This window comes from Sphaerisporangium sp. NPDC051017 (genome assembly GCF_040683095.1).
In the GTDB taxonomy this organism is placed as follows: domain Bacteria; phylum Actinomycetota; class Actinomycetes; order Streptosporangiales; family Streptosporangiaceae; genus Sphaerisporangium.
Map to the genome: position 1 here is coordinate 82407 of NZ_JBFBCI010000025.1, position 25318 is coordinate 107724.

Sequence of the window (25318 nt, forward strand, 5' to 3'; positions counted from 1 at the left end):
GGTACGTGGTCGACCGGCGACATCACTTCCGGGCTAGAGCGAGGTAGGCGATCGGGCCGAAGGGCTGGATGGCCAGAACCGGCCACCACAGCGCCTTGCGGCCGCGTAGCCGGTTCTGCGGGCGGCAGAACAGATCGACGGCGGCGGTCGCGGTCATTGCCATCTCCACCGAGGCGAGCGTCAAGAGGGCTGCCTGCTGCCGTGGCGTGAGATCCGCCCATCGCCTGGACCTGCGCGGACATCCACTCGTCCGCCGCTCCGCGGTCCGTGGGCTGAAGGATGCTGCCTTCACGTTTCCTTCCCTTCGGATATCGCGAACAGATCTCGCGGTGGGTGGCCGGCCGAGTCTCGGCCGGCCGTTCGTCAACGGTTCAGCACGACCTTGAGCGCCCCGGTCCTCGCCGCGTCGGAGAACACCTCGTAGGCCTTCTCGAAGTCGTTCAGGGCGAAGCGGTGGGTGACCATTCCGCTGACATCCAGCTGTTCCCCATCGAGCATCTTGAGCAAGGTCGGCGTGGAATAGCCGTCGACCAGCCCGGTGGTGATGGTGAGATCGCGGATCCACAGGTCTTCCAGGTGCAACGTGGCAGGCCTTCCGTGGACACCGACGTTGGCGACCCGGCCTCCCGGGCGGGTGAGGCGAGTGCAGAGTTCGAACGTCTCGGGCGTGCCGACCGCCTCGATCAGCACGTCGGCTCCGAGTCCGTCGGTCAGCGAGTGGACGACCTCCAGCGGGTCGTCCTCGGGCGTGATCGTGATGTCGGCGCCGAACCGCTTGGCCGCCTGGAGCCGAGGCTCCGCCTTGTCGATGGCGATGACCCGGGAAGGCGTGAACAGCCGGACGGTGCGGATGGCGGCCAGGCCGATCGGCCCGGCCCCGACCACCACCACGGTGTCGCCCGGGCTGACTCGGCCGTTGAGGACACCGACTTCGTATGACGTGGGCAGGATGTCGGCGAGCAGGACGGCCGCCTCGTCGGTCGCGTGGACTGGCAGCTTGTACGTGGACAGGTCGGCGAACGGAATCCGCGCGAACTCGGCCTGGACGCCGTCGATCAGGTGGCCCAGGATCCACCCGCCTCCGTTCCGGCACTGGCCGTAGACACCCCTCCTGCAGTAGGCGCACATGCCGCACGCGGAGATGCAGGACGCCACGACGCGGTCGCCGGGCACCAGCCCGCTGACCCCGCTGCCGATCTCGACGACGGTACCGACGGCCTCGTGGCCGAGGATCCGTCCCTGTTCGACCTCGGGGACGTCACCGGCCAAGATGTGCAGGTCCGTTCCGCAGATCGTGGCCGTGTCCACCTGGATGATGGCATCACGTGGATCGATGATCGCCGGATCGGGCACCTCGGTCCACGACCTCTGCCCGGAACCGCCGTACACCAGTGCTTTCATGTTCCCTCCTCGATGGCCTCGCGGTCTCGCCGCGGGAGTTCCACTGACACCAGCGTCCAGCGGATCGACGGCCGGACGCAGTGCTCATCGACCTGATTCCGGAGGACCAAGGCCCTCGAAGACCGCCTGGCCCTGGAAAGGCTCGGCGGGCGTCGTATGACGCGAGAGGAGATCGATGCCATGGTGACCACGATGGAGGATCACGTCCATGTCCTGGCGGACGGCGGACCCGAACCACCAGTTAGCTACCTACTTCGGTAGTATGTTCGGTGCGTCAACCCACCGAGTAAGGAGCAGTCATGAGCGTCGAACCGACCGCCGACCTCGTGCGGGCACTCCAGGAACTGGGCTTCTCCCAGTACGAGGCGCAGTGCTACGTCGGCCTCATGGCCGCCGAGCCGCAGACCGGCTACCGCGTCTCCAAGGTCACCGGAGTGCCACAGCCGAAGGTCTACGAGACACTCCGCAAGCTCGTCTCACGCGGTGTCGTGCGGGAGATCGCCGGAGACCCTACGGTCTTCAGCGCGATCCCGCCCGACGCGCTGCTGCGCCAGCTCGAGGATTCCTTCGAGCGCCGGCTGGCCGATGCCAAGGACTCCGCGCGCCGGCTTGAGCAGGCCGACATGCCGCGCGAGCTCGAGTACGTCGAACGCTTCGCCTCACGGGAGGACATTCTCCGCGTGGCGGTCGAATCCATCGCCGGCGCGGCCCGGAGGGTCTACCTCTCGGCCAGTGCCGCGGAGCTCGCCGCCCTCAAAGACGCGATCGAGGAGGCGACGGCGCGCGACGTCGACGTCGTCGTGCTGGCGTTCGGGCGCGGGGGCGCGGACCTTCGCGGCGCGCGCGTCTTCCGCCACGCCTCGACAGACGGCGCGCTGTTCCGCCACCACCAGGCGAAGCACATCGCGCTCGTCACCGACTCGCGCGAGGCCGTCAACGCGATCGCCGCCGACGGCTCGTGCTGGGAGGCCATCCGCACCGAGAGCAAGCCCGTGATCGCCGCGGTCAAGGGCTTCATCAGGCACGACCTCGACCTCCAGCAGGTCTTCGCCGACTTCGCGCCTCAGCTGATCGAGGCGTACGGCCCCGGCCTCCAGGCATTGGAGTCCTACAGCCAGGAACAGCACACGACGGAAGAGAGGACGAAGCGGGTCGCGTCCCCGAAGCGCAAAACCGGATGACACCCGCACGCGCGGCGTACACAAGTCCATGAGTCGTTGAGTCCGAGACCCGTCGGCTCGTTCTGATGCGGGTGGTCGCCAGGGCGGTTACGAGTCCTTGGCGTCGGCGAGGGTTCTGCGGACGACGCCGATGGAGACTTTGACTCCGGTCTCGCCCTGGCCGGCCTGTCGCACCGCCCGCCGCCGGTCACGCCTGCGGGGCGTGACCGGCCGGCGATTCCGGCGGCAGCCGGATGTCAATGTGTCACAGGATCTGGATGGCGACGACCTTCGGAGGGCGGTTCGGGAAGGTGATGTCGTGCCAGCGCTCGATCTTCACCGAGTCGCCGTTGGCGTCGTAGTAGATCAGGTCGTTGTTGCCCGTGGAGATCCGGTCGACCCACCATCCGCCGAAGTCGGTCTTTCCAGCGTTGGCGTAGCAGTCGACGCTCTGGCGGCCGTCGAGGTGCGACCAGATCTTCAGGAAGTTCTCGCCGCCAACGCATTGGACGTGGTCGATGGCGAAGGCGGGGCCGCCCGGGATGGTGACGGTGAAGGCGGCGGCTGCGGCGAGCGCCACGGCCATGGAACGGGCGTTCTTCTTGCTCTTCGAGATCACAGACTCTCCTCTTGCGGAGACGGCGCGCACGGCCCCGGCCCTGTTGGTGACGTCGCGTCTTGACGGAACGGTGCTTCGTCGGGCCGGCAGACGGCCGACTGCGCACCTAAGGGCCCCTCGCAGCTGCGCCTCTTCGTGACGCAATTGGGTGGTCCGGTGACTGAGGGTAACATCGCTCTTTGTCCGGCCCAGCACTCCGAACGCAAAGTGCATTATCTGTATTGAGCCCTGCTTTCGTAGATCGCTGATCTCGATGACTCGCGGAGCGGTCGTCGATGTCGGCCGCAGGCACTCAGCCGACGTTGACGTTCCAGATCTTGGGCGGCAGCTTGCGCGATCCCCTCGCCCTGTCTGCGCGTTCCTTGCTCTCGACCTCGGCATGGTCGCGGTGCATGGCGTTGATGCGCGGGCGAGTTGGCGGCTGCCGGGGATGCCGCGCGTAGGGGCATCCATCTCGACCGCGCGACACGGCCAGATGTGTAGGTTTGCGAGAAATGTCCTGAATGGTGATCGGTTGGTTCGCTGCTGAGCAGACCAGGTGCTCTGAATGGGACCCAGCGCACGTGTGACAGCCGGCGGCGACTGAGGATTGACCGGGGCGTCCCGGTCCTTACCGGGTCAGCATCCGGATCAATCTGCCTACCGAGCTGGACGGGTTGGCGGGTATCTCAAAACCGTCGCTCACGCCGCACGCCTCGGCGCGTGCCATCGCTGATGTGTGGTTCGCATACGGAAAATCATCCGGCAGGTTCTTGTCGTGGATGCCGAAATCACGCAGTTTCCTTTTCAGGGTGGCCTGGTTGACATGCGACCGATGTTCCGAGAAGTGCCAGAGCAGCCATACATCGAAGCAGGGGTTGCTGATGGCGACCTTGATCGATGCCCGTCTGGCCGCTAAAAGCGCCTTTTCGAGTGTCGCGTGGTCATCCACGTCGACCACGCACCACACATGTTCGTACTCGTCACCCGCGGGAGCCTCCGATGAAATGACCACGGCCTTCTGCACGACCCTCTCTGGATCGCGGCCGATGCCTTCCACGCGCAGCCTGTACACCTCGACGCCGGACGCCTGAAGATCCCGGATCAATCCCCTGAAGTATTGAGGCTCCGTGTTGGCGCCTTCAGTGACGATCAGGATTCGCGGTTTCTCCTTCTTCGTGTCACTGCGTCGCCGTAGATCTCTCGATCCACGTGAACGGCGCCCGCTCACTGCATCTCCCCGAGCACGACCGTTCGGAGCTCTTCGGGGGAGATCATGGGGACGGCGCCGTAACGACCCTGGAGATAGCGCCTCTCGAAGTTGTCCGTCGGCCGTACCGGGAACTCGGCAAGGGAGAACAGTTCTGTCGCGCCCTCGGCGCTCTTCTCCGTGAACCAGATCTCGTCTTTTGAGAGGTCGGTCCCCGGCATCTGGCCGAGCAGGCTCGTTTCGTGTGAGGTGAATATCAGTTGCGCGCCCGTCGGATTCAGCTCAGGGTCCTTGAACATCCCCACGAGCGCGGCGGCGAGGCGTGGGTGAAGGCTTGCGTCAAGCTCGTCTATTGCCATCACGTCGCCATGCCGCAATGCCATCAGCGCGGGGACGCCGAGTGCGAGCCAGGCGACGGTCCCGCTGCTCTCCTCATTCAGTGACAGAAGATAGGATTCCCCGGGGCTTGCTCCGGAATGCATGAATCTGATTTTTTTCTTGAGTTCACTGAGAATATTTTCCAGAGAAGGCGTGGGTCGAGATGGGCTATCTGAATCCAGGGTCCTTTCGAAGACGTCCTTCAGCATCCTGACGATATCGTCATCCAGGTCTACCTCATCCAGGACCATGCCGGTGATTCCGAGATCGGCGAACCTGAGCAGGCCTATCGCCTGCGACAGTATGGTTTCGTTCTCCATGACGTTGCGCGCCCACATGATGCGCGCACGGCGATCGACCTCGGTGTAATGGGCAAACCTTATGTGGTGAGTGATCCATTGGTGAATGGCGCCGAGCGCCTTGTGGTTACTGTTGGCCGCGGTTGAGAGGTAGAGGGCCGTGGGGCGGAGCAGGCGAGCTATACGCATGTTCTCACCTAGGAGGGAGCGCCTGAACTCCATGTCGCCCCCGCTGAGTCCGGTGCGCTCGAAGAGCACCCTTTTTCGCCCGGTCGGGTAGCTGTAGAGCCATTCCGCGTGGATGCCCGTCGCTGATGACTCGAAGCCGTAGGTGAAGCGCACTCCGTCGAGAACGAAGTCGATCTCATACAGGGACGTGTGGGTCCTGGAGTCGGCGTCCAGGGTGAACGGGTGATAGGGAAAGCTGCTTTTGCTGCCCCAGGTGGTGGCGCTGTGCGTAATGGCATTGATCATGAAGCCCAAAGCTTCAAGGAGTGCCGACTTACCGGAGGCATTCGCACCGAATATTCCCGCCACACGAGTCGTCGCCGCGATCCAGTCATGGTCAGCGGGTTTGGCGCCGCTGAAGCCGCTGCTGACCAGGGAAAGTTCAGCGGTGTCGCGGATGCTGCGGTGGTTCGCGACCCGAAACCTCAGCAACATGAGACGTCCTTTCAGGCTCCTCTGTGCAGTTTGGGGCCCAACAGAGGCGATCATGAACACTTTTGGCGCTGTAACTACACTCTACCTGCACTTACACATGGGGCTCCTCAGGCTGTCCACAAAGATCGCCCGAAATACAGGTGGTGCTGTGGGTGACTTCCGCGGCTCACGAGGGGAGGCACCAGCGGGCCCAGACGGTCTTGACGGGGCTGTCGGCGGAAGCCCTCTTGGCCGCGTCCCACCGCCGAGGACGGACCTGCGTGGCCGCCGCCCCTGACCGGTGCCGACCGCGGACCGGCGCCCCGCCGCCTTCGTCCTTGCTCACGCCGTCCTTGTCGACGCCGTCCCTGTTCACGCTGTCTGCGGTGACGCCGTTTCTGTCAATGCAGTCCCTGTTCACGCTGCCGCTCCCGTCAGGCGCCGGTGGCGTCCACTCGGGCGGATCGGCATGATCGACGGCTGCGGCCCGCTCCGCGGGGGACCTGCCATGGGGGAGTGCTCCGGCCGCCGGTGACGTCCGGGGACGGTGGCGGGGGTTCGTCCGGACGCGGTGACGGTGGTGCGGACCGGAGAGACGGCGGGCCGGAGGCGCGGGGCGGGAACGGCCGGGGACGCCGTGGGAGGCGTCGCGGCTGTCTGGCCCTGCGGGAAAGCGCTGCCGCCAGGATGACGCACCGGGCGCACGCGGGCAGGGGGCTGGCCCTGCGGGAGGGCGGCCTCGCCTCGCGGGAGCCGGACGAGGATCTGGTGCCAGGAGCGGTCGTACCGGCCTGGCCGCGGGCGGCCGACCGCGCAGGCCGAGGCGTTCCCGCACGGCCAGCCGGGCCTGGACCTGCGCGGGGGTGGGCTGTTCCCAGTCGTGGTGGGCTCGGTGCGGGAGGCTCGCGTCCTCGTGGGCGTACGGCGGGTGGCCGCACCAGCGGCAGCCGAGTCGACGAGCATCGCGCTGAATCGCGACTCGGCTGCGTCGAACTCGATCACGCGCAGGCGCACCCTGGCGCCGACCGCGGCACTACCACCGGCTTCCGCAACCCGGTCGACCAGCGCCGCCGATCCCGCTGCGCCACCACCCGAACCACCCGGCGACCACCACACGCAGTTGGCAAACGGAGATCACAAATCGTAACCACGCAACAACACGACTCCGGCCAAACGTGAAGATCCGCTTAACTGCGCGGTCATACTGCCGCTGCGGCGGCGCAAACTCGCCCTTATAGAACTTAGGCGGACATGGTGGACATGGCGGACACGGCGCCGTCCGCCGGTGGATCACATGGAGTCATCTTGAGAAGTTTCACTAGAAGGAATTTCATCGCCGGACTCGCCCTGGTCGGCGCGGTCGCGGCGGCGGCGCCCGCGGTGGCGGCATCTGCGGCGGCGGCGCCCGCGCAGGCGGTCGAGACGTGGAAGTTCATCGGCAAGGACGTGTTCACCGGGGAGGCCGAGAGCTCGCGCGACCAGGGCGTCACCACTGACGGCACTCACTGGTACTTCTCCAGCACCAACGGGCTGGAGATCACGGACCTGCGGTACAACACCATCTTCAAGAGCTCGCCGGCCATTCCGGCCCAATTGGCCAACCCCTCGCCGCTCGCCTACAAAGGCCTGAACCACATCGGCGACATCGACTACGCCAACGGCAAGCTCTACATCTCGCTCGATAGCAGCACGCGCGATCCCATTACCCGCGGCCGATACGAGACGCCGGTGTTCGCCGTCTACAACGCCGCCGATCTGAGCTTCACCGGCCAGGCCGCTGCCCTGAACCCGCCGCACGGCGTGAAAGACATCGCAAGCTGGGTGGCCGTCGACGCGGGCAAGGGCCTCGCCTACGGCATGGCCTATGACAACGCGACGGAAATCGCCGTCTACAACCTGCGCGACTGGTCGTTCAACAGATACATCCCGCTATCGCAGACGATCGACCAGGCCCAGGGCGGCAAGATCCATGACGGCTGGATGTACTTCGCCTCGGACGACGAGGGGAAGAACATTTCCCGCGCCAACCTGACGACCGGCGAGGTCCAGGTGCTCTTCAATCTCATGGTTCCCTACGATCAAGAGGTCGAAGGCCTGTCGTTCCTGGAGACACCGGACGGTCTGACCCTCAACATCATCAACCGGGAGCAGCCGGATCCGAACGGTCCCAGCAACGTCACCTTCTATCACTATCGGCTGCAGGCGCCGGGCACGCCGGTCATCAAGGGCTCGCCGAAGGTCGGCGGGTTCGTGACGGCCGACCCGGGCAAGTGGACCCCGCGTGCGGAGTTCAGCTACCAGTGGCTCGTGAACGGCGAGCCGGTGGCGGGCGCGACCGGGTCGCGGTTCCACCTCATCGGAAAGCACCTCGCCGACACGGTGACCGTCCAGGTGACCGGCACGTGGGCCGACGGGACGTCGAGAACCGTCGAGTCCCGGCCGGTGAAGGTCGTGCCCGGCTCCGACGCGGAGAGGTGAGGGGTCACGACGTAGATCCATTGGTGAATGGCGCCGAGCGCCTTGTGGTTACTCCGTCGGGCTCCTCAGGTTGTCCATGAAGATCGCCCGAACTCCGGGTGGTGCTGTGGGGGGCTTCCGCGGCTCTTGGGGGGAGGTGCCAGCGGGCCCAGACGGTCTTGCCTGGGCTGTCGGGGAGTGGGGTGACGCCGGTGTCGTGGGCGAGGGCTTCGACGATGGCCAGGCCCCGGCCGTGGACGGCCTCGATGTCGAGGTTCAGGTGTCGGGGCCGCTCGGGGCCGTGGTCGGTGACGCGGACGCACAGGTCGGCGGTACCGAGCCACAGGGACAGCCGGACCGGGGGACGGCCGTAGGTAAGGGCGTTCGCCAGCAGCTCCCCCACGGAGAGGACCACGTCGTCGGCGAGGTCGGGGAGCGCCCAGGCGGTAAGGACTTCCTTCACCATGCCGCGCGCCTTGCCGATCATCGACAGGTCGTCGGGCAGGTCCCAGCAGACGGTACGCAGAACGCCGTCCTGTGTCTCTGGCATCAGTGCTCCGTGAGTCGCGGGGCCCAAGGAGGCCCGGTCGGGTGGAGTGGGGTTACGTGACGGATCGGGCCGATGGGCGGCCGGTTGGAGGGCGCGGCCGGTGCGGGGGTGGTACAGAAGTGCCCGCTCGGCAGCGCGCATCAGGCCGCGCAGTTCGTCGGTGGTGCCGGCGTGGACGAGCAGTGGTTCGGGCGTAGGCCAGGTGGCGACGGCGTAGAAGTGCCGTGTGCCCACGCCGTACCAGACGGCCCACGTGGGCTCGATCATGTCGATCTGCCGGGCGGCGGCCTGGTCGACCAGGTCCCAGCGGCCAGGTTCGACCCGCGTCGCGGGTGCTCCCTTCCGGTGCCGTCCCCCAGGTCGCGGTTGGTCATCCCGAGTGCTCATGCGGCGGCTCCGTTCGGGCCCGCCATGCGCTCTTCGGAGCGGACGACTTCCCCGGGCGGTCGGCCGCTCCGGCGAGGCTCGCTCACCGCTGGAGGCCGCTCACGCCGGTGACGTCCGAGGTACATGACCGGGGAGGGTTCGCACCCCTCGGCGGGGACGGAGGGTGTCGGCTGTGTCGGCATCAGAGCGCGGACCGGTTCGTCCTTCGGCGGCGAGGCCTGCTCGAACGCGGACGGCCTGGCGGCGGTCGTCGGCTCCGGGGCGTGCTCGGGTGGGTGGGGGGTGAACCGCTCAGTGGTGTGCGCGGGTGTGCGGATGGGTGTCATGCGTTCTGGAGTGAGACCGTGTGGTGGCGAGGCGGTCGCCGTGCGTCGTGGGGTTTGTGCGGGCGTGCGGGCGGTCGTGGTGTGTTTCGGGGTGGCGGAAAGGGCAGGTGCGAGGCGCCTCGTCCGGGAAGGGAAGGCCTCCGGGACTGGGAGCGGGCGGAGCGGCCTCGTTACGGGCAGGCGGTCACCGAGCCCTAGCCGCCGCCGCGCGGCCATCCGCGCCTGGACCTGAGTCGGGGTCGGTTGCTCCCACTCATGGTGGGGACGGTGGGGCAGGCTGGCGGCCTCGTGGGCGTACGGCGGGTGGCCACACCAGCGGCACCCGAGCGGCATCGGCGGCTCGTCGGCCTGCCAGCGGACACGAATGACACGGATCCCCCTGCTGGGGAGGCGTCCTCTACTAGGGTTGTGCATCGGATCGGACCTCCTACGTCCGGTCAAGGGGCTTGTCCTGGCGTGCTGTGCCATGGCGAGCCCCGCTTCATGTACGGGGTTCGGTCGCCGCTCCGCTTCAGCGGCGGGACCGGTTCAGGTATCCCGATCGGGTTCGTGAATCCGGGTGGGCTTGTCTGTTGGCTTCGGCTCGTGGAGCGGGTGCGGTGGTTTGTCGGCCGTGATCCAGCTCGTGGAGGGGCCTCCGCGACCGGCGGGGTGAGGGCCGTCCAGCGTCCGTCGGTCTCTCCCCGCCGCCGGACGTTGCTTGATCGGCGCCGGTACGGCGGGTCGCGGGGCGGAGAAGTCGGCGCCGCTGTACGGCGGGCGCGCGGCCCCCGGTCTCCCTTGAGTTGGTGACCAGGTTCGGCTTACCGGCTGGTGATAAATCCGTGTCCATCGGATACGGAGACTGTCCGCCAGAGACACGCCCTCTCAACGTCTCGATCTTCAATTTGCACCTCCTTATCCGGACATATCTAGCCCTTTTGTGTCGTCGCCATCGAATGGCACAGGTGCATATAGAGGAGCAGGGCCGCTGACGGCTTCCGTGTTTCCCCTGGCTCTTCACAGAGTGCCTTCAGGTGGCTACGTTTTGCATCGAAAGTGCGGCCACACTCTGGCGACACTTCGTGTCCCCGTGTGGCACTTCCTGTGCCCGTGTATCCCCCTCGTCGGATGGAGCTGTAGGAATGGCTTCTTATGAGCACAAGTCAGCTAATAAGTCGCTCCACCTATTTGGCCCGGAGCTTCGTAAATTCCGACAAAGAGCTGATTTCACCCAAGGCCAACTGGCTGCGGCCACACGGTTCAGTCGAAGCTTGTTGGGCTTCATCGAGCGGGGTCAGCGCACACCGAGCCGTGACCTGGCTCAGCGCTGCGACGATGCCCTGAGGGCGGATGGGGAACTTGTCCGCCTATGGGTGCACCTGACTGGCGAAGTAAGCCCTCATTGGTTCCATGGTTGGCTTGGTGTCGAGCAGGAGGCGCATACTATTCACACCTGGCAGCCGCTGATCATGCCGGGGCTACTGCAAACCGAGGAATACGCGCGAGCGATACTGCACGGTAAAGCAGGCATACGCGATCACGAAGTGGAAGGATACGTATCCGCTCGCATGGAGCGGCAGGCCATCCTCGAACGTGATGAACCACCGATGCTTTGGGTGGTGCTGGACGAGGCTGTCTTGCACCGTCTGGTGGGTGGCCAGGAGATCATGCGACGTCAAATCGAACGGCTGCTCGTGGCCTCTGCGTCCCCTAGGATCGCCATCCAGATACTCCCGAAGGACCTGGGTGTCACCACGGGGGTCCTGGGTGGCTTCGTCATTGCTCAGCTTCCTGGTGGACCGGATACTGTGTATCTCGAATCCGCACTTAACGGGCAAGTTACTAATCGCCCGGAGGATGTCGAAGCCATCCACGCTACATACGACACGATTCGAGTGCAGGCACACCCCCGGCATGTGTCCACCGAATTGATCAGAGAGGCGGAGAAGCTATGGACCTGAGCGACGAGCTACGGAACGCCGCTTGGCGTAAGGCGACCAAGAGCGGTCCCAACGGTGGAGACTGCATAGAGGTCGCTCCACTGTCCGAGGGACGGGTGGGACTGCGGGACACCGAAGCTCCGGAGAAGGCGCCCTTCGTGGTGAGTGCGAGCGTCTGGGACGCGTTCATCGACGGCGCTAAGAAGGGCGAGTTCGACTTCTGAGCAGTCCTAGGACGGGAGACGGGAGGCCCTCGGAGGTAGTCGAGGGCCTCCCGTCGCATCACTCGTGTTATGGGGGTTTGTCATCGCCCAGGCGCTGGACAGTCCGGATACCGTGTACATCGAATCCGCGACTCACGGGCAGGTGTCAAATCGTCCGGAAGACGTCAAGGTGATCCAGGGCAGCTACGACACGGTACGGGCTGAGGCCCAGCCTCAGCCTGGTTCGATCGAGTTGATCAGGGAGGCGGAGAAACGATGGACCTGAGTGACGAGTTGGAGAACGCGGCCTGGCGTAAGGCCACCAAGAGTGGGCCGAATCAGGGTGACTGCCTTGAAGTGGCTCCACTGTCCGAGGGGCGGGTGGGGCTGCGGGACACCGAAGCTCCGGAGAAGGCGCCCTTTGTGGTGAGTGCGAGCGTCTGGGATGCCTTCATCGACGGCGCCAAGAAGGGCGAGTTCGATTGCGACACGATGTCGCAGGAGGTGAGTGAGCCGAGGCGTATGGAGGCCCCCTGATCAGGGGTTCCTCGGCTCCGAGCCAGTGCCTGGAGCCCGTCCCCACTCTGGCATGCGTCGCGGGTAACTGCGGGGTATGGAGCCCAGAGGGAAAGCCCAAGGGGCCCCGTTCCACCCCGGGCCTACAGGCGAGGGGAAGGCAATCAAGTATGGCCCGGCCGACTCACGCCGACCGGGCCAACTCGTTAGTCGACGAGCATCGCGCTGAATCGCGACTCGGCTGCGTCGAACTCGATCACGCGCACGCGCACCGTCGCGCCGACCGCGGCACTACCACCGCGGACGAGCCCGTGCACACCAGAATCTGACTCAACGAAGAGCCCGAACGGCTTGGCGGACTTGACGAGAACGTCGAGCTCGTCGCCAGCTTTTAGGAGGGTTCCGGTCATACGGCTCACCCCCTTTCCATCCTCAGGGCGAGTCGGACAGCGGCGCGAACGCAGCCCCAGGTTCCTTCCATCGCGGGGTAGCGCCGGCTCCGGGCTCTGCCCAGACATCACGCAAGCAGACGCTACAGGCTGAGGAGCCGATCCACAGGTCTTGACTATTCCTCGATGGTTGAGGTTGCGCCGCGTGCATCGGAGCCCACAGTGAAGGCGGCGTCGACGAAACCGTCGAAGGCGCCATCCATCTCGCGCCAGTTCTTGATCGACTGCTTTGGGAATCGGCGAGTTCGGCGGCCCGGTCGGCAAGCGTGGCCCACTGGGTGGACGGCCCACCCCGCACGGTCGGCACCAGGGCGTTCGGCGAGCCACAGCTCCTCCTCACACGCCTTCAGCGCGACCGGTACGTCACCCTGCCCGGATCAGTGCAATCGCGGCCGCTCGCCGGCGCTTCTCGGGGAATGACGATCGCGCCGCCGCGCAGCCGAGACCGGCGGCCGCTGCGCGACGGCGCGAGGAGGTTACGCGGAGATCACCGCACGACGTGGACGGCCTTGCTGGCGACGGCCTTGCCGTGCACCGTCGCGACCACCGTGTGGGTGCCGGGAAGCGTCGAGGCGGGGATCGTCACGACGAGGCTGACCTTGCCCTTCGCGTCGGCGGTGGCGGTGCCGAGCGGGACCGGCGTGGTGTCCAGCCGGAAGGACACCTTGTCATTGGGCATGAAGCCGGATCCGTGGATCTCGACCTGGCCGCCCGCGACGTGCTTACCGGAGACCGCGATCTTCTCGGGGCTCATGTTCGGCGGCGTGCAGCCGTCGGCGCAGATGCGGAAGGTGCTGAGGACGGCCTTGTGATCGCTCGGCCAGACGGCGTTCGGCGTGAAGATCACGTCGTCGCTGTCGTCGGCGACACCCACGTTGCGCACGACCGTCTTCTGCGGGCCGACCAGCTGTGAGGAGGTCAGCGCGATGTTGTCGCCGGGCGCGTAGAAGATGTAGTCGATCCGGTCGCGCTCGTCGGCCTTCGGGGCCCAGGTGGTCTGCGCGATCGGGTTGTAGGACGGCCACGTGATGCCGGGGTTGCGCACCGGGTCCGGGTGCTCGACGCGGAAGGAGTCCAGCAGCCCGCCGTCGAGCAGGGTCTTGGTGGTCTGCCAGGGCACGACGGTGCCGCGGTGGTCGAAGAGGTCCTTGGTCGCCTCGGTCCAGTCCTGGACCGAGGGTTCGTTGAAGTCGCCACCGACGAGGACCGGACGGCCCTTCTCCTGCTCGATCGCCGCATCGGCGAGCACCTGCTCGGCGCTCTGGATACGACCGGACTGGGCGTTCATGTCGAGGATCGTCTTCACATCGGTGACCGGGGCGGGGAGCTCACCCCAGCCCTTCCAGGCCTGAGGCCAGTTGCCGACGGCGCCGGGGCCGTAGGCGCGCGGGAGATACTCGGAGTACCAGCGGTACTCGAGGTGTCCTCCGTAGACGGCGACCTCGGTGCCGTTCACATCGAGGATCGCCTTGGTCCAGCGCCCGCCGACCGTGGTGCTCGCGAGGATCGGGTAGCGGGAGATGATGCCCGTGTCCGTCGCGGTCAGCTGCTGGTAGCCGAGGATCGCGGCGATCTGCGCCGGTGCGTTGTTCTTCTCCGGGAGGAAGGCGACGTCGGTATCGGTCTGCTGGATGATCTTGGCGACCTCACCGGGGCCGTTCGGGATCCCCGAGGCGCCGTTCCAGAGGTTGAAGCTCAGCACGTTCAGCTCGCTCACTCCGCCGACGGCCGGCTTCGGAGGAGTTGAGGAGGCGATGTTCAGGTCGATGGGACCGGCGACCGCGGACGCGGGAACAGCGCCGAGCAGGGTACCGACGATCGTGGCGGCGGCGAGCAGTGCGGCGGCCGGGCGGCCGGCGGCACGGCGCCAGCGCCTGCCTCTGGGTTCGAGGGGCGCAGGCGAAAGAGGGGCGTGCATGGGGTCCTTCCAGGATAGATGCAAGATTGCATCATCGACGTTCCCACGACTCTCACGCCCATCACGCCGAGGGTCTCGAACCTTCACGACGTGTTCGCCGTGACCTGCACCGACGTCACCAATCGGTAACGGTCCCATAACCGTCTCTACGAGGAGCTCGGGCTCAACTGGATCACGAGGCCCTCGCCCCCACCGATCTCGCGCAGGCGATCGCCGGCATCCGCGGGCTTGGGCTCCGCGGTGTCAATGCCGTACAAGGAGGACGTGATCGCCCTGGCGGATCAGATGGACCCGTCCGCGACGGCAATCGACTCCGTGGAACGACGACGGTGTGCTCGCCGTATACAACACCGACTACTCGGCGATCGCCCCTTCCCAAGCGTGACACCTCCTGGCACGGTCGTTCCAAGATCGAAGACGGCGTGGTTGGCAGCGGTCAAGGGCTTCCTTGTTGCTGAGCAGCACGCTGGTTCAGCGCTCTCCGCTCACTCGGCTGGAGCAGACGTGGTCCACAGCGCGGAGATAGGCAGGCATGCCAGGCCATCCCCGAAGCTCAGTGATTCTGTGCCACAGTAGAGGACGAATCCGGCCCGAAAACGTGAGCCGAGCCTTCGCTGCATGAGTTTCAGGCCGCGAAAATCATCTGCCCGTACCGTCTCCGCAGCCTTGACTTCGATGCCGACGATCTGGCCGGCGTTGTCTTCGAGTACCGCGTCTACTTCGTACTGGTCGCGGTCGCGGTAATGGCACAAGCGCGCCGGAGTCCTGGCCCAGGTGAGCTGGCGGGCCAGCTCGCTGAGCACGAAGTTCGCCATCAGGCCGCCGAGCGGCGCGTCGGCAGTGGTTCCCAAGGTGAGATAGTTGGCGAGGCCGGAGTCGATGAAGATGACCTTGGGGGTCGCGATCGCCCGAGTCGTCAGATTCGATGACCAGCCCGGCACCAGCCGTACCAGATAGATCGTTTCCAGGATGTCGATATAACTGCGAACCGTTGGCGCCGAGACGCTCAGCTCAGGGGCGAGACGGTTGACGTTGAGCAGTCCGCTTGTCTGGGCAGCCAACAGTGAGATCAGCCTGCGCATGTCACCGGCCTTCTCGATGTCCGCCACCTGCTTGACATCACGGCTGAGCAGATCCGCGACGTAACCCTCGTAGAACCGCTGTCGCCGGCGCGGCGCTTCTCGGCGCACTGCTTCCGGATAGCCTCCCCGGGCCATCCTGGCGAGATAATCGTTGCGTCGCAGTGTCGATGGTGCGCCGCGTGCATCGGAGCCCACGGCGAAGGCTGCGTCGACGAAACCGTCGAAGGCGCCATCCATCTCGCCTTGCGACAACGGCCAGAGTTCGACGGTTTCCGAGCGGCCCGGCAACGTGTCAGGCAGGCTTCGCAACGTGAGCAGTCGCGCGGACCCGGTCAGCAAGAACCGGCCAGGGCGTGGATCACGGTCGACCAGATGTTTGATCGCCAGCCAGAGGTCAGGAACCCTCTGGACTTCGTCGATGAGCATCAAGCCATCGTGGCGGACGAACCGGACCGGATCCTCGATGGCAGCCGCCCGAGTGACCGGATCGTCCAGGAACCGTGCCACCCCATTCGGCCCTCGGCGCAAGACAATCTCGGCCAGAGTGCTCTTGCCCACCTGGCGGGCCCCGTTGATCACAACGACCCGGGTGTCGGCCAGTGCCTCTGTGACCAGGTCGGCTGCCCGTCTGGGAACGTAGTCCATCGCGCTTCGCGCCCGTCGATCCTAGCGGCACCTTTAGATCTGCCGTAGGTGCTCCTTTTGATCTGCCGAACAGGTTCCTTCACTTCTGCCGCTTCGTGGCATTTCGATCTGCCGAAGCGACCCGCCAGACAACACTGCTGGACCTCACGTCGAGATGCAACCCGTCGAAGGGGCTCGGCGAGCTCACAGGGGTCGGCTGTGCCCTCTCTTGGATCTCTCGATGTAGGGGATCGAAGCCGTCATGTCACTGGCGGACCCATGGCAGCACCTCGCCGATGCCCACCGGCAGCGGGGCGAGCCGGTCCTCCGACTGGCCCTGGTTCTGCTCCCGGCGATCGCGTCGGCGGGAGCATGACCCCGCCCAACATCCTCAAGGAGAAAGCGCTCTTCGTGGTGAGTGCGAGTGTCTGGGACGCCTTCATCGACGGCTCAAGCGGCCGGTCTCTAGTGGCGGACACCCGTGGGTGTGCGTCTCTCTGAGCAGTGCCCCGCTGATGGTCATGAAGCAGGGGCCGGTTTCGCGTTCCTTGCCGGCGCCGATACCACAATGGCGAGCGCCCGCGCGGCAGGGCGACCGGATCAAGCGGAACCGCAAGGAGATCCGGGAGGCGTACGGATTCCGGGCGAACACCGAGAAGGACCAGGAGCGGCCGGCCGGCCATGCGGGCGGCACTACGGAATGAAGGTGACCTCGGGGAACCTCGGCGACGGGCCGTCCAGCAGGTGGCCCCTGCCGCGCAGGTGCCGGTCGAAGAAGGCCAGCGGGTAGGCCCGCTGGACGGCCTCTCCGCGCTCGGGGGCGAGCGTGCCGATCTGCTCGGCGAGCTGGGCGGACGTCCACTTCAGCAGTGCCGCCACCTGCGGGGCGATCACTTCCAGGTCGCCGTAGGAGACGTGCTCGACCCCTTCGGTCCTGATGTTGAGCTTCCAGCCCTTCAGATTCGACCAGAACGTGGCCAGGTCGGGGATCTGGTCGCGAACGGCCTTGGTGGCGGTCATCAGCATGTACGGCCGGGCCAGCCCCGCGGTGACGACCGGGCCCGCCGCCGGGCCGTCCATGGCCAACCCGGCCTTGATCCGCCGGTCCTCGAACATGGCGGACGCGACCGTGGGCCCACCGGCCGAGTAGCCGAACATGCCGACCCGGCTCAGGTCGAGCAGGCCGCGCAGCCCCTTGGGGAGCTTGCGGTGGTCGGCGTCGGGGTTGCCGCCGCGGTCGAGCACCGTGAGCTGGTCCAGAACGAAGCGGGTGTCGGCGATGCGCTGCTCGTAGATCACCCGGCCGGTCCCGGCGCCGTCGTGAACGGGGCCCACCACCCGGCCGCCGGGGAACTCCACCAGGCCGTCGTAGGTGTGGTCGATCGTGGCCACCACGTATCCCCGGCCGGCCAGTTCCTCGACCACCACGGTGTTGGCCGAGCGGAAGGAGTCGTTGCCGGGGGAGTACAGCACGACGGGCAACCGGCCCTCGCGCCGGTCGGCGGGGGCGCCCTCGTGCCCGTGGGTCTGCGGCAGCAGGACGGCTCCCGGAGGCAGGCCCTCCTGGCGCAGGTACCGGGCCGCCGCCTTGGGCGGCAGCCAGGGCGCGACCGGGTACGCGGCGACCTTCCTGGCCGGGTAGGTCAGGCTGATCATCAGCTCGCGGTCGTGGCCGGCGCCCGCGAACGGGTCCTTCCTTGAGCGGTCGACCAGATGCAGGGACACCGTGCCGAGCGGGGAGGGGCCCGTCGGCGCCGGAAGGGTCAGCTGGGGCGGGGCGGCGGCCTGGGGCCGGACCTGGGTCTCGAGCCGTGTCCTGGCCTCGGCGGCCGTCGGTACGGCCAGCGACGCGACGGCCAGCAGGGCGGCGGCGCACACCACTCGCGGGGAGATCACACGCACTCCTTCTGATCATTGGAAGTGGGAGTGCTCCGAAGCTAGTGACCCGCCCCGGCCAAGGTCGTCTACCCCAGGGCTCATTTCGCGCCGGCGGGCTACGCCTTTCGGCCGATGCCGGGTTCAGCGCACCCTGGGGAGTGATGTCCAGAAGCGGCGCAGCACGTCTGCTCCCCGTTCGGGGTCCTGGAGCATCCAGTAGTGGGTGAGGCCGTCCAGTTCCGCCAGCTGGGCCCCGAGTCGTTCGGCCATGTCCCGGTCTTGCGCGGGCTGCGCCATGGGGTCGCCGGTCGGGGCCAGTACCAGTCCCGGGGCGGCGGCGGGACGGTCGAGGTCCTTGCCCCAGTCGGCGTGGAGGTTGGGCCAGGCCGAGCGGTAGAGCGCCAGGATGGCGGCGCTCATCTCCTCGTCGTGGACCTCGTCGATCTCCTTCGCGAGTTCGGCGCCCATACCCCGGGTACGGAGGAAGTCGCCGAAGGTGGGGCCGCTGCCGGTGGGTGACGTGCGCAGTCCGGCGAGCGACTCCTCGCCCTCCGGGCTCTTCTGCCAGAGGGTGGCCGCCTCGTGCCACTGGTAGTCGGGGTGCCAGCCGTGGGCGACGTCGGACACCCAGCTGCGTACCGGCACGTCGTAGGCGGAGACGACCCGCATCGTGAGGTGGGCGCCCCAGTCGTGGCCGACGACGTCGACCGGCCCCTCTATGGCACGCAGTTCGCCGGCGAGCCAGGCCGCGTACGTTTCCTTGTCCCGCAGGTGGGCCGGGCGGGGGCTGCCGAAGCCGGGCAGCCGCAGGGCCACGGTCGGCTGCTCGATCCGTTGCCGGATGTCGTTCCAGATGGTCGGTGTCTCCGGCACTCCGTGCACGAATACGACGGTCATGGTCACTCCCCTACGAGTAAGTGGATTGGCTATCAACTTCACCGTAGCACACCAACCTGATAACCTATCCACCTAGCATCGTGAGGGAGGGAAAATGCGGGCCGACGCGGTACGGAACAGGCAGAGGATCTTCGACGAGGCCCACCACGCCATCACCGCCGGGGAGATCACGCTCACCCTCAACGAGCTCGCACGCCGGTCCGGCGTAGGGGTCGGGACGGTCTACCGGCTCTATCCGACCCAACGGGCGATGCTGGAGGCCATCCTGGAGGACTCGGTACGCGGCCTCATCGGCGTGGCGGCCGAGGCGGAGCAACACCCGGAGCCCGTCCAAGCCCTCATCGAGTTCCTCCACACGGCACTCTCGGCCGCCCTCGCCCGGCCCGGCCTCATCGACATCCTGATCACCGCGACCGACGAGACGGACTCCCTGCGCCAGGCCAAGGCCGAACTGGGCGCAGCCGCTTCCCGCCTGCTCGAACGTATTCACCCGGCTCCCGCTCTCACCGGCGAGAACCTGCTGAAGCTCCTGTGCGGACTGATCCACGCCGTCAACGAGCACCCGGCGGACCGGCAGCCCGCCGCGACCGACGCCTACTTCCGCGTCCTCCAGGCCGGCCTCACGCCCAGCCCCGCCCCGTAGCCGCCACCGACCGCTCACGCGCCGCGTGCGGCGAGGGGGTGCTCACGGCAGGCGTTGTGCTCGCAGGACGGTGTCGTGGGTGTGGTGTGTGCCGGTGGGGGCCGGGGCGGCACGGGGGCGGGTCTCGTTGATCAGGACGTTCCACGTGGGGTCGAGGAGTTGGGCGATGGCGTCGGGCTGGTAGTAGTCGGCGGGATCGAAGTCCTCGCGCGGAGTGAGATCCGCGCGGGCGTGGGTGGCGAAGAGCAGGGTGCCGCCGGGGGCGACAGCATCCAGAAGGCCGTGCAGCGCCGTATGGCCTGGCCGGCACCTGAGTGGGAAGTAGTGGACGGACACCAGGTCGAAGGCGCCTGCTGGGGGCGGCGTGGTGGTGAGGTCGGCCCGTGCCCACGACACGCGCCCCTCGATGTCGGTGGCAGTGGCGGCGGCACGGTGCAGGGCGACCTCGGAGATGTCGACCGCGGTGACCTGCCAGCCGCGCCGGGCCAGCCAGAGCGCATCGGCCCCTTCGCCGCATCCGACGTCGAGCGCCCGGCCCGGTGGCAGGCCGGTGATCTCGGTGACGAGTACGGGGTTGGGGTTGCCGCTGAATATCTGGTCGCGACTGCGATATATCTCGTCCCAGTGCTGAGCGTCCATGGTGCTCGGTCCTCTCCTTGGTTTCTCGGTCGTGGTCGGCGTGCGGGGGCGCTCAGATCGCTGCCGTCAACGTGGCGTCGCCGTCCTCCGTTCCCAGCTGTCGTCCTGGCCGGACGAGGAGGCCGCACGCGAGAGCGCCGAGGGCGAACACCGCCACGGTCACCCAGAAGGCGACGGTATTGCCGTCTACGGATGCCTGCGCGGCGGCATCGGGAGTCTCGGGGTGGTCGGCGAGGTAGCTCGACGTAGCGCTGATCGCGATGGTGTTGAGCAGGGCGGTGCCGATGGCGGCTCCGACCTGCTGTCCGGCGTTGACCATGGCGGAGGCGGCGCCGGCGTCGGCGGGGCCGACCCGGTCGGTGGCGAGGTTCATCGCCGGCCCGAAGATCAGGCCGAAGCCGGCGCCCGCGATCAGCAGCCCCGGCAGGATGCCGCCGGCGTATCCGCTGTGCACGGTCAGCCCGGTGAACAGGGAGGTTCCCACAGCGGTGAGCAGAAATCCGCCGACGACGACGGGACGCGGTCCGGTGCGGGGCAGCAGGACGCCTCCGGTCACGATCGCCATCACCACCATGGACACGACCATGGGCAGGAACGCCGCACCGGTCATCAGCGCGGAGAAGCCAAGTACCTGCTGCAGGTGATAGGCGAGGAAGAGGAAGACGCCGAACATGCCGACGCCGGCGATCGCGACCATCAGATAGGCGCCACCGCGGTTCCGGTCGCGCACGACCCGCATCGGCAGCAGGGGCTGGGAGACCCGGGTCTGGATCCACACGAACAGTCCCAGAAGCAGCAGGCCTGCGGCGAGGGTGCCCAGGGTCACCGGGCTCGTCCACCCGTCGCGCTCCGCCGCCGAGCAGCCGTACACCAGGGCGAGGACACCGAGCACGGAGGTGACCATGCCGGGCAGGTCCAGGCGCGGGCGGGGCGACACGGCGGCCTGTGCGGGGACCAGGGCCGGGGCCGCAGCAAGGACCATGGCGCCGACCAAGACGTTGACCAGCAGGCACCAGCGCCAGTCCAGGAACTCGGTCAGCGCCCCGCCGAGCAGCAGCCCGATGGCACTGCCGCTGCTGGAGACCGCACCGAAGACGCCGAACGCCTTGCCGCGTGTCGTGGAGTCGATGAAGGTCGTGGCCATGAGCGAGAGCGTCGCCGGTGCCAGCAGCGCGCCGAAGAAGCCCTGCAGGGCACGCGCGATGACGAGCATGACGAAGCCGTTTGCCAGACCGCCCAGTACGGAGGCGAGGGTGAACCCGGTCGTGGCCAGGAGCAACATGCGCTTGCGGCCGAGCATGTCGCTCAACCGGCCTCCGGCCAGGAGCGTGCCGCCGAAGACGAGGGCGTAGGCGGTGACCACCCACTGCCGGTCCGCGCTGCTGAAGCCCAGGTCCGCCTGCACTGAGGGCAGCGCGACGTTCATCACGGTGGAGTCGAGCACCAGCAACAGCTGGGTCAGGCTCAGTACGCCGAGGATCCACCAATGACGGGATCCGGACGGCCGTGCGCTGTCCACCTGGGTGGCCCGGTCAACTGCGGTGGGTTCCTTCATGATTGTCCCTCCTGGGATCGGTCATCGATGTCGGGATACAGCGGCGGGTGCCAGCCGGCCGTTCGGCCTGGCGATCGGGGGCGGCATGCGCCGCGGTCAGGAGAGCGACCGGGAGTCCGTGTGGCATCGGCCGCCCGCCACGCCGGCGCCTTGCCTCAAGCCGGCCGGGCCTGCGCCGACCACCGCGACGTCGTTCCCTCCATCGCTGTTGACCTCGGGATTTCGGGTCATCGTGACCACCTCCGATGCCAAGGTGCGCCCACCTCGGCAATCGGGCAAACTTCTTTGCAGAAAGCGCAAAACCCGGGCAGGGTGGACGCATGAGTGATGACTTCGATGCGGTGCTGGCCGCGGTCGGGCCCCGGCTGCGCGAGCTGCGCCGTCGCCGCGGCGCCACCCTGACCGCCCTGTCGGAGACCACCGGCATTCCGATCAGCACCCTGTCCCGACTGGAGTCCGGGCAGCGCAAGCCGGGCCTGGAACTCCTGCTGCCCCTGGCCCGGGCCTATCAGATGCCGATCGAGGAGTTGATCGGCACTCCGTCCGATCTCGACCCCCGGGTGTATCCGCAGCCGTTCACCCGCAACGGCATGACCGTCGTCCCGCTGACCCGCAAGCCCGGCGGACTGCAGGCGTTCAAGCACATCCTGCCCGCCGGCCTGACCGACGGCCGCGAACCCGACCCCCGCTCACACGAGGGCTACCACTGGCTGTACGTCCTGCGCGGCCGCCTGCGCGTCGTGCTCGGTGACAAGGACTTCATCCTCACCGAGGGCGAAGTCGCCGAATTCGACACCCACCTCCCGCACTGGTTCGGCAACGCCGACGAACACCCCGTGGAATTCCTCAGCATCCTCGGCCCCCAGGGCGAACGCGTCCACATCAAAGCCAGCTACCGCCCCGACGCCCCCCGTCCCCTCTGAACGACCCGCAGGCACGTACCACGTAGGGCGCGGGCGACAGCAGGCGGGCGGGATCCCGCGCTAGTCGGCGGAGAGGTCGAATAGGACTTCGCAGTTGGCGGGGCCGTGCCAGGCGGCCTTGAGGACTTGCCGGTGTTCGATGTCGACGGGATGGGTGGACTGTTGGAAGACGGCCTGGGACCGGGCCGAGTCCTCTTCTTCCAGGGCGTACACCATGAGCGGTCCCGCCGGGGTGTTCACCAGGAGGACGGTCTCGTGTCGCACGCCCTCCTCCTCGAACGTGGCGAGGATCTCGTCCCGGCGAGGGCCGGACAGCGTGGCGAACCATTCACGCAGCCGGTCCACCTGGTCGGGCTCGACTCTGCTGACCGAAACCCTGAGCATCACGCACCCCCGTAAGTGTCGTCGCCGGACTCATCCGAGACGGTCCAGCCATGAGAAGAAGAGAGGGAAGACCCGCCGGGCCGCGTGGTCGGAGAGCATGCCGTGGCCCTCGCCCTCGATGGCGACCCATTCCGATCCGGACGGCAGGTCGTCCACGTGGGTGCGGACCGCCTCCACGGGGATGCGCGGGTCTCGTTCGCCGTGCGCGACGAAATGCGGCACGGCGGCGAACGGGACATGTGCCGCGAAGCGACCGGCCGCCGTCCGCAGGAAGGCCTCGACCTGCGGATGCCCGGACCCGTCGAGATCCGAGGGCCGCAGGAAACCGCCGAGCAGGAACACGCCGCGTACCTCGGGCGCGATCCGGGCGACACGGCTCGCCAGGTAGCCTCCGTAGCTCATCCCTCCGACCACGACCGGGCCGATCGCGGTCCGGCGCAGCACGCTCAGCGCGTCGTCCGCGTCGTCCACCCCGTAGTGTCCGGGCAGCGGAGCGCGGACCGCGGGATCGACGAGTCCGCTGCCGCGCAGGTTCGGCTGGACGACGCGCCAGCCGGCCAGTGCCAGCGACTCGGCGAACGGCGACCAGGTCGCCAGGTTCGACCCGTTCGGGCCGCCGTGCAGGAGCAGCACGGTGCCGCGCGCCTGGCCCGGGGGGTCGCGCAGCAGGGTGGGCAGGGGACAGCGCGGCCCCTCGATGACGGTGCAGACGGCGGAGGGCAGGCCGTCGGCACCCGGCGGGGCAGGGTTCAGCAGGACCTGTTCCCCGCCGGCCAGCCGTCCCGCCTCGACCAGTTCGAGCCGGCGCGGCTGCCCGGGGGAGGTCCAGCTCAGGCCGACGAGGTCGCCCTCGGCCCGGACGTCGTCCACCACGATCTGGGCGGGCTCCACCACGCGGCGCAGCGCCCCCGAGCGTACGTGCCAGGCGTACGGGACGCGTCCCGGCCAGGCCTCCAGGACCACGACGACCTCGTGCTCGGACAGCCAAGGCCCGGCCGAGATCACCGGGCCGTCCCAGTGCGAGACGCCGTCGCGGTCCACGCACACGACCCGGCGAGCCCTGCCCTGGCGCAGCAGCAGGGCGATCCGGTCGTGTCCGGGGAACGCGGGCACGACGCACTCGGCCGTCGCTCCGGGGGGCAGCCGCACCTCCCCGGCGACCGGATGCGCGACGGCACGCCCGTCGGGGGTCAGGACCGCGCGCGGCTCGGCGTGTTCCGGTTCCGCGTGGACGCCGGCCAGCGGTATCGGCAGGCTGCTCGCCCGCTCGGCCGCGAGGTCCTGGAACACCTCGGCCACCAGGCGCCCGCCGGTCCACTCCGGGCGGGAGTGCCACCGGGACCCGATGGTGAGCCTGGTCCACCGGCCGTCCGCGAGCAGCGCGAGGTGGCGATCGGACCAGGCGTCGGTGCTGACCACCGGACCGGCGGGGGTGAGCGCGAACGCCGGTCGTGAGGCGTCGAGCTGTGCCCGCCGGAACGGGGCGGGCAGCGGCCCGGTGATCTCCGGCGACCGGTCGGGCAGCGGAACGACGTCCGGCATCATGGCCTTTCCCACTCAGGAGGGCGTGTACTGCTTCGCCCGCAGCACCACCGGCACGAGGCGGTCCCCGACCAGCAGTTCCACCCGTTCCCCCGGCCGGTGGCTCTCGACCCACGCGTCCAGGTCGTCCAGGCTGCCGAACAGGAAGTCGCCGCAGGAGCGGATGACGTCGCCCGCACGGACCCCGGCCAGGTCGGCGGGAGCGCCGACGGCCACGTCCTGCACCAGCATGCCCTCGCCGCGAACGGCTCCGACGGGGATCACCCCGAGCTCGGTCTTGTGCATTGTGTGGTAGTTCTTCGGCGTTCCGTCCAGGTAGTCGCCGAGCAGCTCCAGGAAGTGGTCCCAGTGGTGCAGGAAGCCGTCGCGCTCGAACCTGCCGTTGCCGTCCGTGGGGAAGCCGTCCTGCCGGAGCTTCAGGCGGGTGTGCGTGTCCCCCGAATCCGCCGGTACGTCCGTCAGCTCGAACGTCATCCGGATCTCGGCGTCGCAGGCGATGAGGCGGATCACCAGCTCCAGGCGGCGGAGCCGGTCCAGGACCTCGATCCGCCCGCTGTAGGTGGTCGGCATGCGCGCGCCGGCGTCGTACACCCAGCACAGCGCCGCCCCCTCGCGTTCGGGCATGACACTGGCCACCGTGCCCAGCCAGTGCTCGGCCGCCCCCGGGTCGAAGATGGTCTGCCAGACCCTCTCCCGGGGGTGCCGCAGCAGGCGCTCCAGGCTGTTGCTCACCAT

26 protein-coding genes are annotated in these 25318 nt (G+C 67.8%); 9 read left to right on the plus strand and 17 right to left on the minus strand.

Annotated features, from left to right (window positions below):
- Positions 1 to 22: 22 nt before the first annotated feature.
- Positions 23 to 163 (minus strand): PLDc N-terminal domain-containing protein, encoded by a 141-nt coding sequence (locus AB0M95_RS20945; RefSeq protein ID WP_363766979.1) that lies wholly within the window; start codon positions 161 to 163, stop codon positions 23 to 25.
- 200 nt (positions 164 to 363) lie between these two features.
- Positions 364 to 1401, minus strand: coding sequence for a zinc-dependent alcohol dehydrogenase family protein (locus tag AB0M95_RS20950; protein WP_358526013.1), 1038 nt, complete (start codon positions 1399 to 1401; stop codon positions 364 to 366).
- Positions 1402 to 1700: 299 nt separating this feature from the next.
- Between AB0M95_RS20950 and AB0M95_RS20955 the strand changes: the two genes are divergently transcribed.
- Positions 1701 to 2582 carry a helix-turn-helix domain-containing protein gene (locus AB0M95_RS20955; RefSeq protein ID WP_363766982.1) on the plus strand — a complete coding sequence of 294 codons (882 nt, stop codon included), beginning with the start codon at positions 1701 to 1703 and terminating at the stop codon, positions 2580 to 2582.
- A gap of 244 nt (positions 2583 to 2826) precedes the next feature.
- On the opposite strand, the gene AB0M95_RS20960 is transcribed toward AB0M95_RS20955, so the two are convergent.
- The 4 genes from AB0M95_RS20960 to AB0M95_RS20975 form a co-directional block, all read right to left on the minus strand.
- Positions 2827 to 3180 carry a beta/gamma crystallin domain-containing protein gene (locus AB0M95_RS20960; RefSeq protein ID WP_358526018.1) on the minus strand — a complete coding sequence of 118 codons (354 nt, stop codon included), beginning with the start codon at positions 3178 to 3180 and terminating at the stop codon, positions 2827 to 2829.
- 610 nt (positions 3181 to 3790) lie between these two features.
- Positions 3791 to 4390 (minus strand): RloB family protein, encoded by a 600-nt coding sequence (locus tag AB0M95_RS20965; protein ID WP_363766985.1) that lies wholly within the window; start codon positions 4388 to 4390, stop codon positions 3791 to 3793.
- A complete protein-coding gene (locus AB0M95_RS20970; protein ID WP_363766988.1) occupies positions 4387 to 5709 on the minus strand; it encodes an ATP-binding protein in 1323 nt (440 codons plus the stop codon). The genes AB0M95_RS20965 and AB0M95_RS20970 overlap by 4 nt, the downstream gene beginning before the upstream one ends.
- 166 nt (positions 5710 to 5875) lie before the next feature.
- Positions 5876 to 6109 carry a hypothetical protein gene (locus AB0M95_RS20975; RefSeq protein ID WP_363766991.1) on the minus strand — a complete coding sequence of 78 codons (234 nt, stop codon included), beginning with the start codon at positions 6107 to 6109 and terminating at the stop codon, positions 5876 to 5878.
- Between the two features lie 884 nt (positions 6110 to 6993).
- On the opposite strand from AB0M95_RS20975, the gene AB0M95_RS20980 reads away from it, so the two are divergent.
- Complete coding sequence (locus AB0M95_RS20980; RefSeq protein ID WP_363766994.1) at positions 6994 to 8166, plus strand: hypothetical protein; 1173 nt, start codon at positions 6994 to 6996, stop codon at positions 8164 to 8166.
- A 4-nt stretch (positions 8167 to 8170) separates the two neighbouring features.
- On the opposite strand, the gene AB0M95_RS20985 is transcribed toward AB0M95_RS20980, so the two are convergent.
- Entirely contained in the window at positions 8171 to 9082 is a 912-nt protein-coding gene (locus AB0M95_RS20985) for an ATP-binding protein (RefSeq protein WP_363766997.1), read from the minus strand.
- 1450 nt (positions 9083 to 10532) lie between these two features.
- On the opposite strand from AB0M95_RS20985, the gene AB0M95_RS20990 reads away from it, so the two are divergent.
- The 4 genes from AB0M95_RS20990 to AB0M95_RS21005 all read left to right on the plus strand — a co-directional run bounded on the left by AB0M95_RS20990 (position 10533) and on the right by AB0M95_RS21005 (position 12070).
- A complete protein-coding gene (locus tag AB0M95_RS20990; RefSeq protein WP_363767000.1) occupies positions 10533 to 11351 on the plus strand; it encodes a helix-turn-helix transcriptional regulator in 819 nt (272 codons plus the stop codon).
- Positions 11342 to 11554 carry a DUF397 domain-containing protein gene (locus AB0M95_RS20995; RefSeq protein ID WP_363767003.1) on the plus strand — a complete coding sequence of 71 codons (213 nt, stop codon included), beginning with the start codon at positions 11342 to 11344 and terminating at the stop codon, positions 11552 to 11554. Before AB0M95_RS20990 ends, AB0M95_RS20995 begins: the two co-directional genes overlap by 10 nt.
- A gap of 64 nt (positions 11555 to 11618) precedes the next feature.
- Entirely contained in the window at positions 11619 to 11819 is a 201-nt protein-coding gene (locus tag AB0M95_RS21000) for a Scr1 family TA system antitoxin-like transcriptional regulator (RefSeq protein ID WP_363767006.1), read from the plus strand.
- Positions 11810 to 12070: a DUF397 domain-containing protein gene (locus AB0M95_RS21005; RefSeq protein WP_363767009.1), complete on the plus strand. Its 261-nt coding sequence runs from the start codon at positions 11810 to 11812 to the stop codon at positions 12068 to 12070. The genes AB0M95_RS21000 and AB0M95_RS21005 overlap by 10 nt, the downstream gene beginning before the upstream one ends.
- A 185-nt stretch (positions 12071 to 12255) precedes the next feature.
- Here AB0M95_RS21005 and AB0M95_RS21010 read toward each other — a convergent pair whose 3' ends face one another.
- The 3 genes from AB0M95_RS21010 to AB0M95_RS21020 form a co-directional block, all read right to left on the minus strand.
- Positions 12256 to 12459 (minus strand): hypothetical protein, encoded by a 204-nt coding sequence (locus AB0M95_RS21010; protein WP_363767012.1) that lies wholly within the window; start codon positions 12457 to 12459, stop codon positions 12256 to 12258.
- Between the two features lie 526 nt (positions 12460 to 12985).
- Positions 12986 to 14416 carry an endonuclease/exonuclease/phosphatase family protein gene (locus AB0M95_RS21015; RefSeq protein WP_363767015.1) on the minus strand — a complete coding sequence of 477 codons (1431 nt, stop codon included), beginning with the start codon at positions 14414 to 14416 and terminating at the stop codon, positions 12986 to 12988.
- A gap of 485 nt (positions 14417 to 14901) precedes the next feature.
- A complete protein-coding gene (locus AB0M95_RS21020; RefSeq protein ID WP_363767018.1) occupies positions 14902 to 16143 on the minus strand; it encodes an ATP-binding protein in 1242 nt (413 codons plus the stop codon).
- Positions 16144 to 16637: 494 nt separating this feature from the next.
- Between AB0M95_RS21020 and AB0M95_RS21025 the strand changes: the two genes are divergently transcribed.
- Complete coding sequence (locus tag AB0M95_RS21025) at positions 16638 to 16826, plus strand: hypothetical protein (RefSeq protein WP_363767021.1); 189 nt, start codon at positions 16638 to 16640, stop codon at positions 16824 to 16826.
- On the opposite strand, the gene AB0M95_RS21030 is transcribed toward AB0M95_RS21025, so the two are convergent.
- Both AB0M95_RS21030 and AB0M95_RS21035 read right to left on the minus strand, forming a co-directional pair.
- A complete protein-coding gene (locus AB0M95_RS21030) occupies positions 16816 to 18018 on the minus strand; it encodes a lipase (protein ID WP_363767024.1) in 1203 nt (400 codons plus the stop codon). The genes AB0M95_RS21025 and AB0M95_RS21030 overlap by 11 nt on opposite strands.
- Before the next feature lie 123 nt (positions 18019 to 18141).
- Complete coding sequence (locus AB0M95_RS21035) at positions 18142 to 18897, minus strand: alpha/beta hydrolase (RefSeq protein ID WP_363767027.1); 756 nt, start codon at positions 18895 to 18897, stop codon at positions 18142 to 18144.
- 94 nt (positions 18898 to 18991) lie between these two features.
- On the opposite strand from AB0M95_RS21035, the gene AB0M95_RS21040 reads away from it, so the two are divergent.
- The gene (locus AB0M95_RS21040; protein WP_363767030.1) at positions 18992 to 19540 is read left to right on the plus strand and encodes a TetR/AcrR family transcriptional regulator; all 549 of its coding nucleotides are present in this window, start codon (positions 18992 to 18994) and stop codon (positions 19538 to 19540) included.
- A 42-nt stretch (positions 19541 to 19582) separates the two neighbouring features.
- Here AB0M95_RS21040 and AB0M95_RS21045 read toward each other — a convergent pair whose 3' ends face one another.
- Positions 19583 to 20179, minus strand: coding sequence for a class I SAM-dependent methyltransferase (locus AB0M95_RS21045; RefSeq protein ID WP_363767033.1), 597 nt, complete (start codon positions 20177 to 20179; stop codon positions 19583 to 19585).
- 52 nt (positions 20180 to 20231) lie between these two features.
- On the minus strand, positions 20232 to 21734 hold the full coding sequence (locus AB0M95_RS21050; RefSeq protein ID WP_363767036.1) for an MFS transporter: 1503 nt from the start codon (positions 21732 to 21734) through the stop codon (positions 20232 to 20234).
- Positions 21735 to 22054: 320 nt separating this feature from the next.
- On the opposite strand from AB0M95_RS21050, the gene AB0M95_RS21055 reads away from it, so the two are divergent.
- Entirely contained in the window at positions 22055 to 22657 is a 603-nt protein-coding gene (locus AB0M95_RS21055) for an XRE family transcriptional regulator (protein ID WP_363767039.1), read from the plus strand.
- A 60-nt stretch (positions 22658 to 22717) separates the two neighbouring features.
- Here AB0M95_RS21055 and AB0M95_RS21060 read toward each other — a convergent pair whose 3' ends face one another.
- From AB0M95_RS21060 to AB0M95_RS21070, 3 genes are read right to left on the minus strand one after another with little or no spacing between them, the layout of a single operon-like run.
- Positions 22718 to 23041 (minus strand): DUF6176 family protein, encoded by a 324-nt coding sequence (locus tag AB0M95_RS21060; protein WP_363767042.1) that lies wholly within the window; start codon positions 23039 to 23041, stop codon positions 22718 to 22720.
- Between the two features lie 30 nt (positions 23042 to 23071).
- A complete protein-coding gene (locus tag AB0M95_RS21065) occupies positions 23072 to 24586 on the minus strand; it encodes an alpha/beta fold hydrolase (protein ID WP_363767045.1) in 1515 nt (504 codons plus the stop codon).
- A 12-nt stretch (positions 24587 to 24598) separates the two neighbouring features.
- Positions 24599 to 25318, minus strand: coding sequence for an SRPBCC domain-containing protein (locus AB0M95_RS21070; RefSeq protein WP_363767048.1), 720 nt, complete (start codon positions 25316 to 25318; stop codon positions 24599 to 24601).

Excerpts from the sequence above, each read along its gene's own strand:
- AB0M95_RS21045 (WP_363767033.1), bottom strand. The coding sequence starts at position 20,179 with ATGGACGCTCAGCACTGGGACGAGATATATCGCAGTCGCGACCAGATA.
- AB0M95_RS20985 (WP_363766997.1), bottom strand. The coding sequence starts at position 9,082 with ATGAGCACTCGGGATGACCAACCGCGACCTGGGGGACGGCACCGGAAG.
- AB0M95_RS20970 (WP_363766988.1), bottom strand. The coding sequence starts at position 5,709 with ATGTTGCTGAGGTTTCGGGTCGCGAACCACCGCAGCATCCGCGACACC.
- AB0M95_RS21055 (WP_363767039.1), top strand. The coding sequence starts at position 22,055 with ATGAGTGATGACTTCGATGCGGTGCTGGCCGCGGTCGGGCCCCGGCTG.
- AB0M95_RS21015 (WP_363767015.1), bottom strand. The coding sequence starts at position 14,416 with ATGCACGCCCCTCTTTCGCCTGCGCCCCTCGAACCCAGAGGCAGGCGC.
- AB0M95_RS21040 (WP_363767030.1), top strand. The coding sequence starts at position 18,992 with ATGCGGGCCGACGCGGTACGGAACAGGCAGAGGATCTTCGACGAGGCC.
- AB0M95_RS21025 (WP_363767021.1), top strand. The coding sequence starts at position 16,638 with ATGGTCATGAAGCAGGGGCCGGTTTCGCGTTCCTTGCCGGCGCCGATA.
- AB0M95_RS21060 (WP_363767042.1), bottom strand. The coding sequence starts at position 23,041 with ATGCTCAGGGTTTCGGTCAGCAGAGTCGAGCCCGACCAGGTGGACCGG.
- AB0M95_RS21050 (WP_363767036.1), bottom strand. The coding sequence starts at position 21,734 with ATGAAGGAACCCACCGCAGTTGACCGGGCCACCCAGGTGGACAGCGCA.
- AB0M95_RS20950 (WP_358526013.1), bottom strand. The coding sequence starts at position 1,401 with ATGAAAGCACTGGTGTACGGCGGTTCCGGGCAGAGGTCGTGGACCGAG.
- AB0M95_RS21005 (WP_363767009.1), top strand. The coding sequence starts at position 11,810 with ATGGACCTGAGTGACGAGTTGGAGAACGCGGCCTGGCGTAAGGCCACC.
- AB0M95_RS21020 (WP_363767018.1), bottom strand. The coding sequence starts at position 16,143 with ATGGACTACGTTCCCAGACGGGCAGCCGACCTGGTCACAGAGGCACTG.
- AB0M95_RS21010 (WP_363767012.1), bottom strand. The coding sequence starts at position 12,459 with ATGACCGGAACCCTCCTAAAAGCTGGCGACGAGCTCGACGTTCTCGTC.
- AB0M95_RS21070 (WP_363767048.1), bottom strand. The coding sequence starts at position 25,318 with ATGGTGAGCAACAGCCTGGAGCGCCTGCTGCGGCACCCCCGGGAGAGG.
- AB0M95_RS21065 (WP_363767045.1), bottom strand. The coding sequence starts at position 24,586 with ATGATGCCGGACGTCGTTCCGCTGCCCGACCGGTCGCCGGAGATCACC.
- AB0M95_RS20945 (WP_363766979.1), bottom strand. The coding sequence starts at position 163 with ATGGCAATGACCGCGACCGCCGCCGTCGATCTGTTCTGCCGCCCGCAG.
- AB0M95_RS20995 (WP_363767003.1), top strand. The coding sequence starts at position 11,342 with ATGGACCTGAGCGACGAGCTACGGAACGCCGCTTGGCGTAAGGCGACC.
- AB0M95_RS20990 (WP_363767000.1), top strand. The coding sequence starts at position 10,533 with ATGGCTTCTTATGAGCACAAGTCAGCTAATAAGTCGCTCCACCTATTT.
- AB0M95_RS21035 (WP_363767027.1), bottom strand. The coding sequence starts at position 18,897 with ATGACCGTCGTATTCGTGCACGGAGTGCCGGAGACACCGACCATCTGG.
- AB0M95_RS20955 (WP_363766982.1), top strand. The coding sequence starts at position 1,701 with ATGAGCGTCGAACCGACCGCCGACCTCGTGCGGGCACTCCAGGAACTG.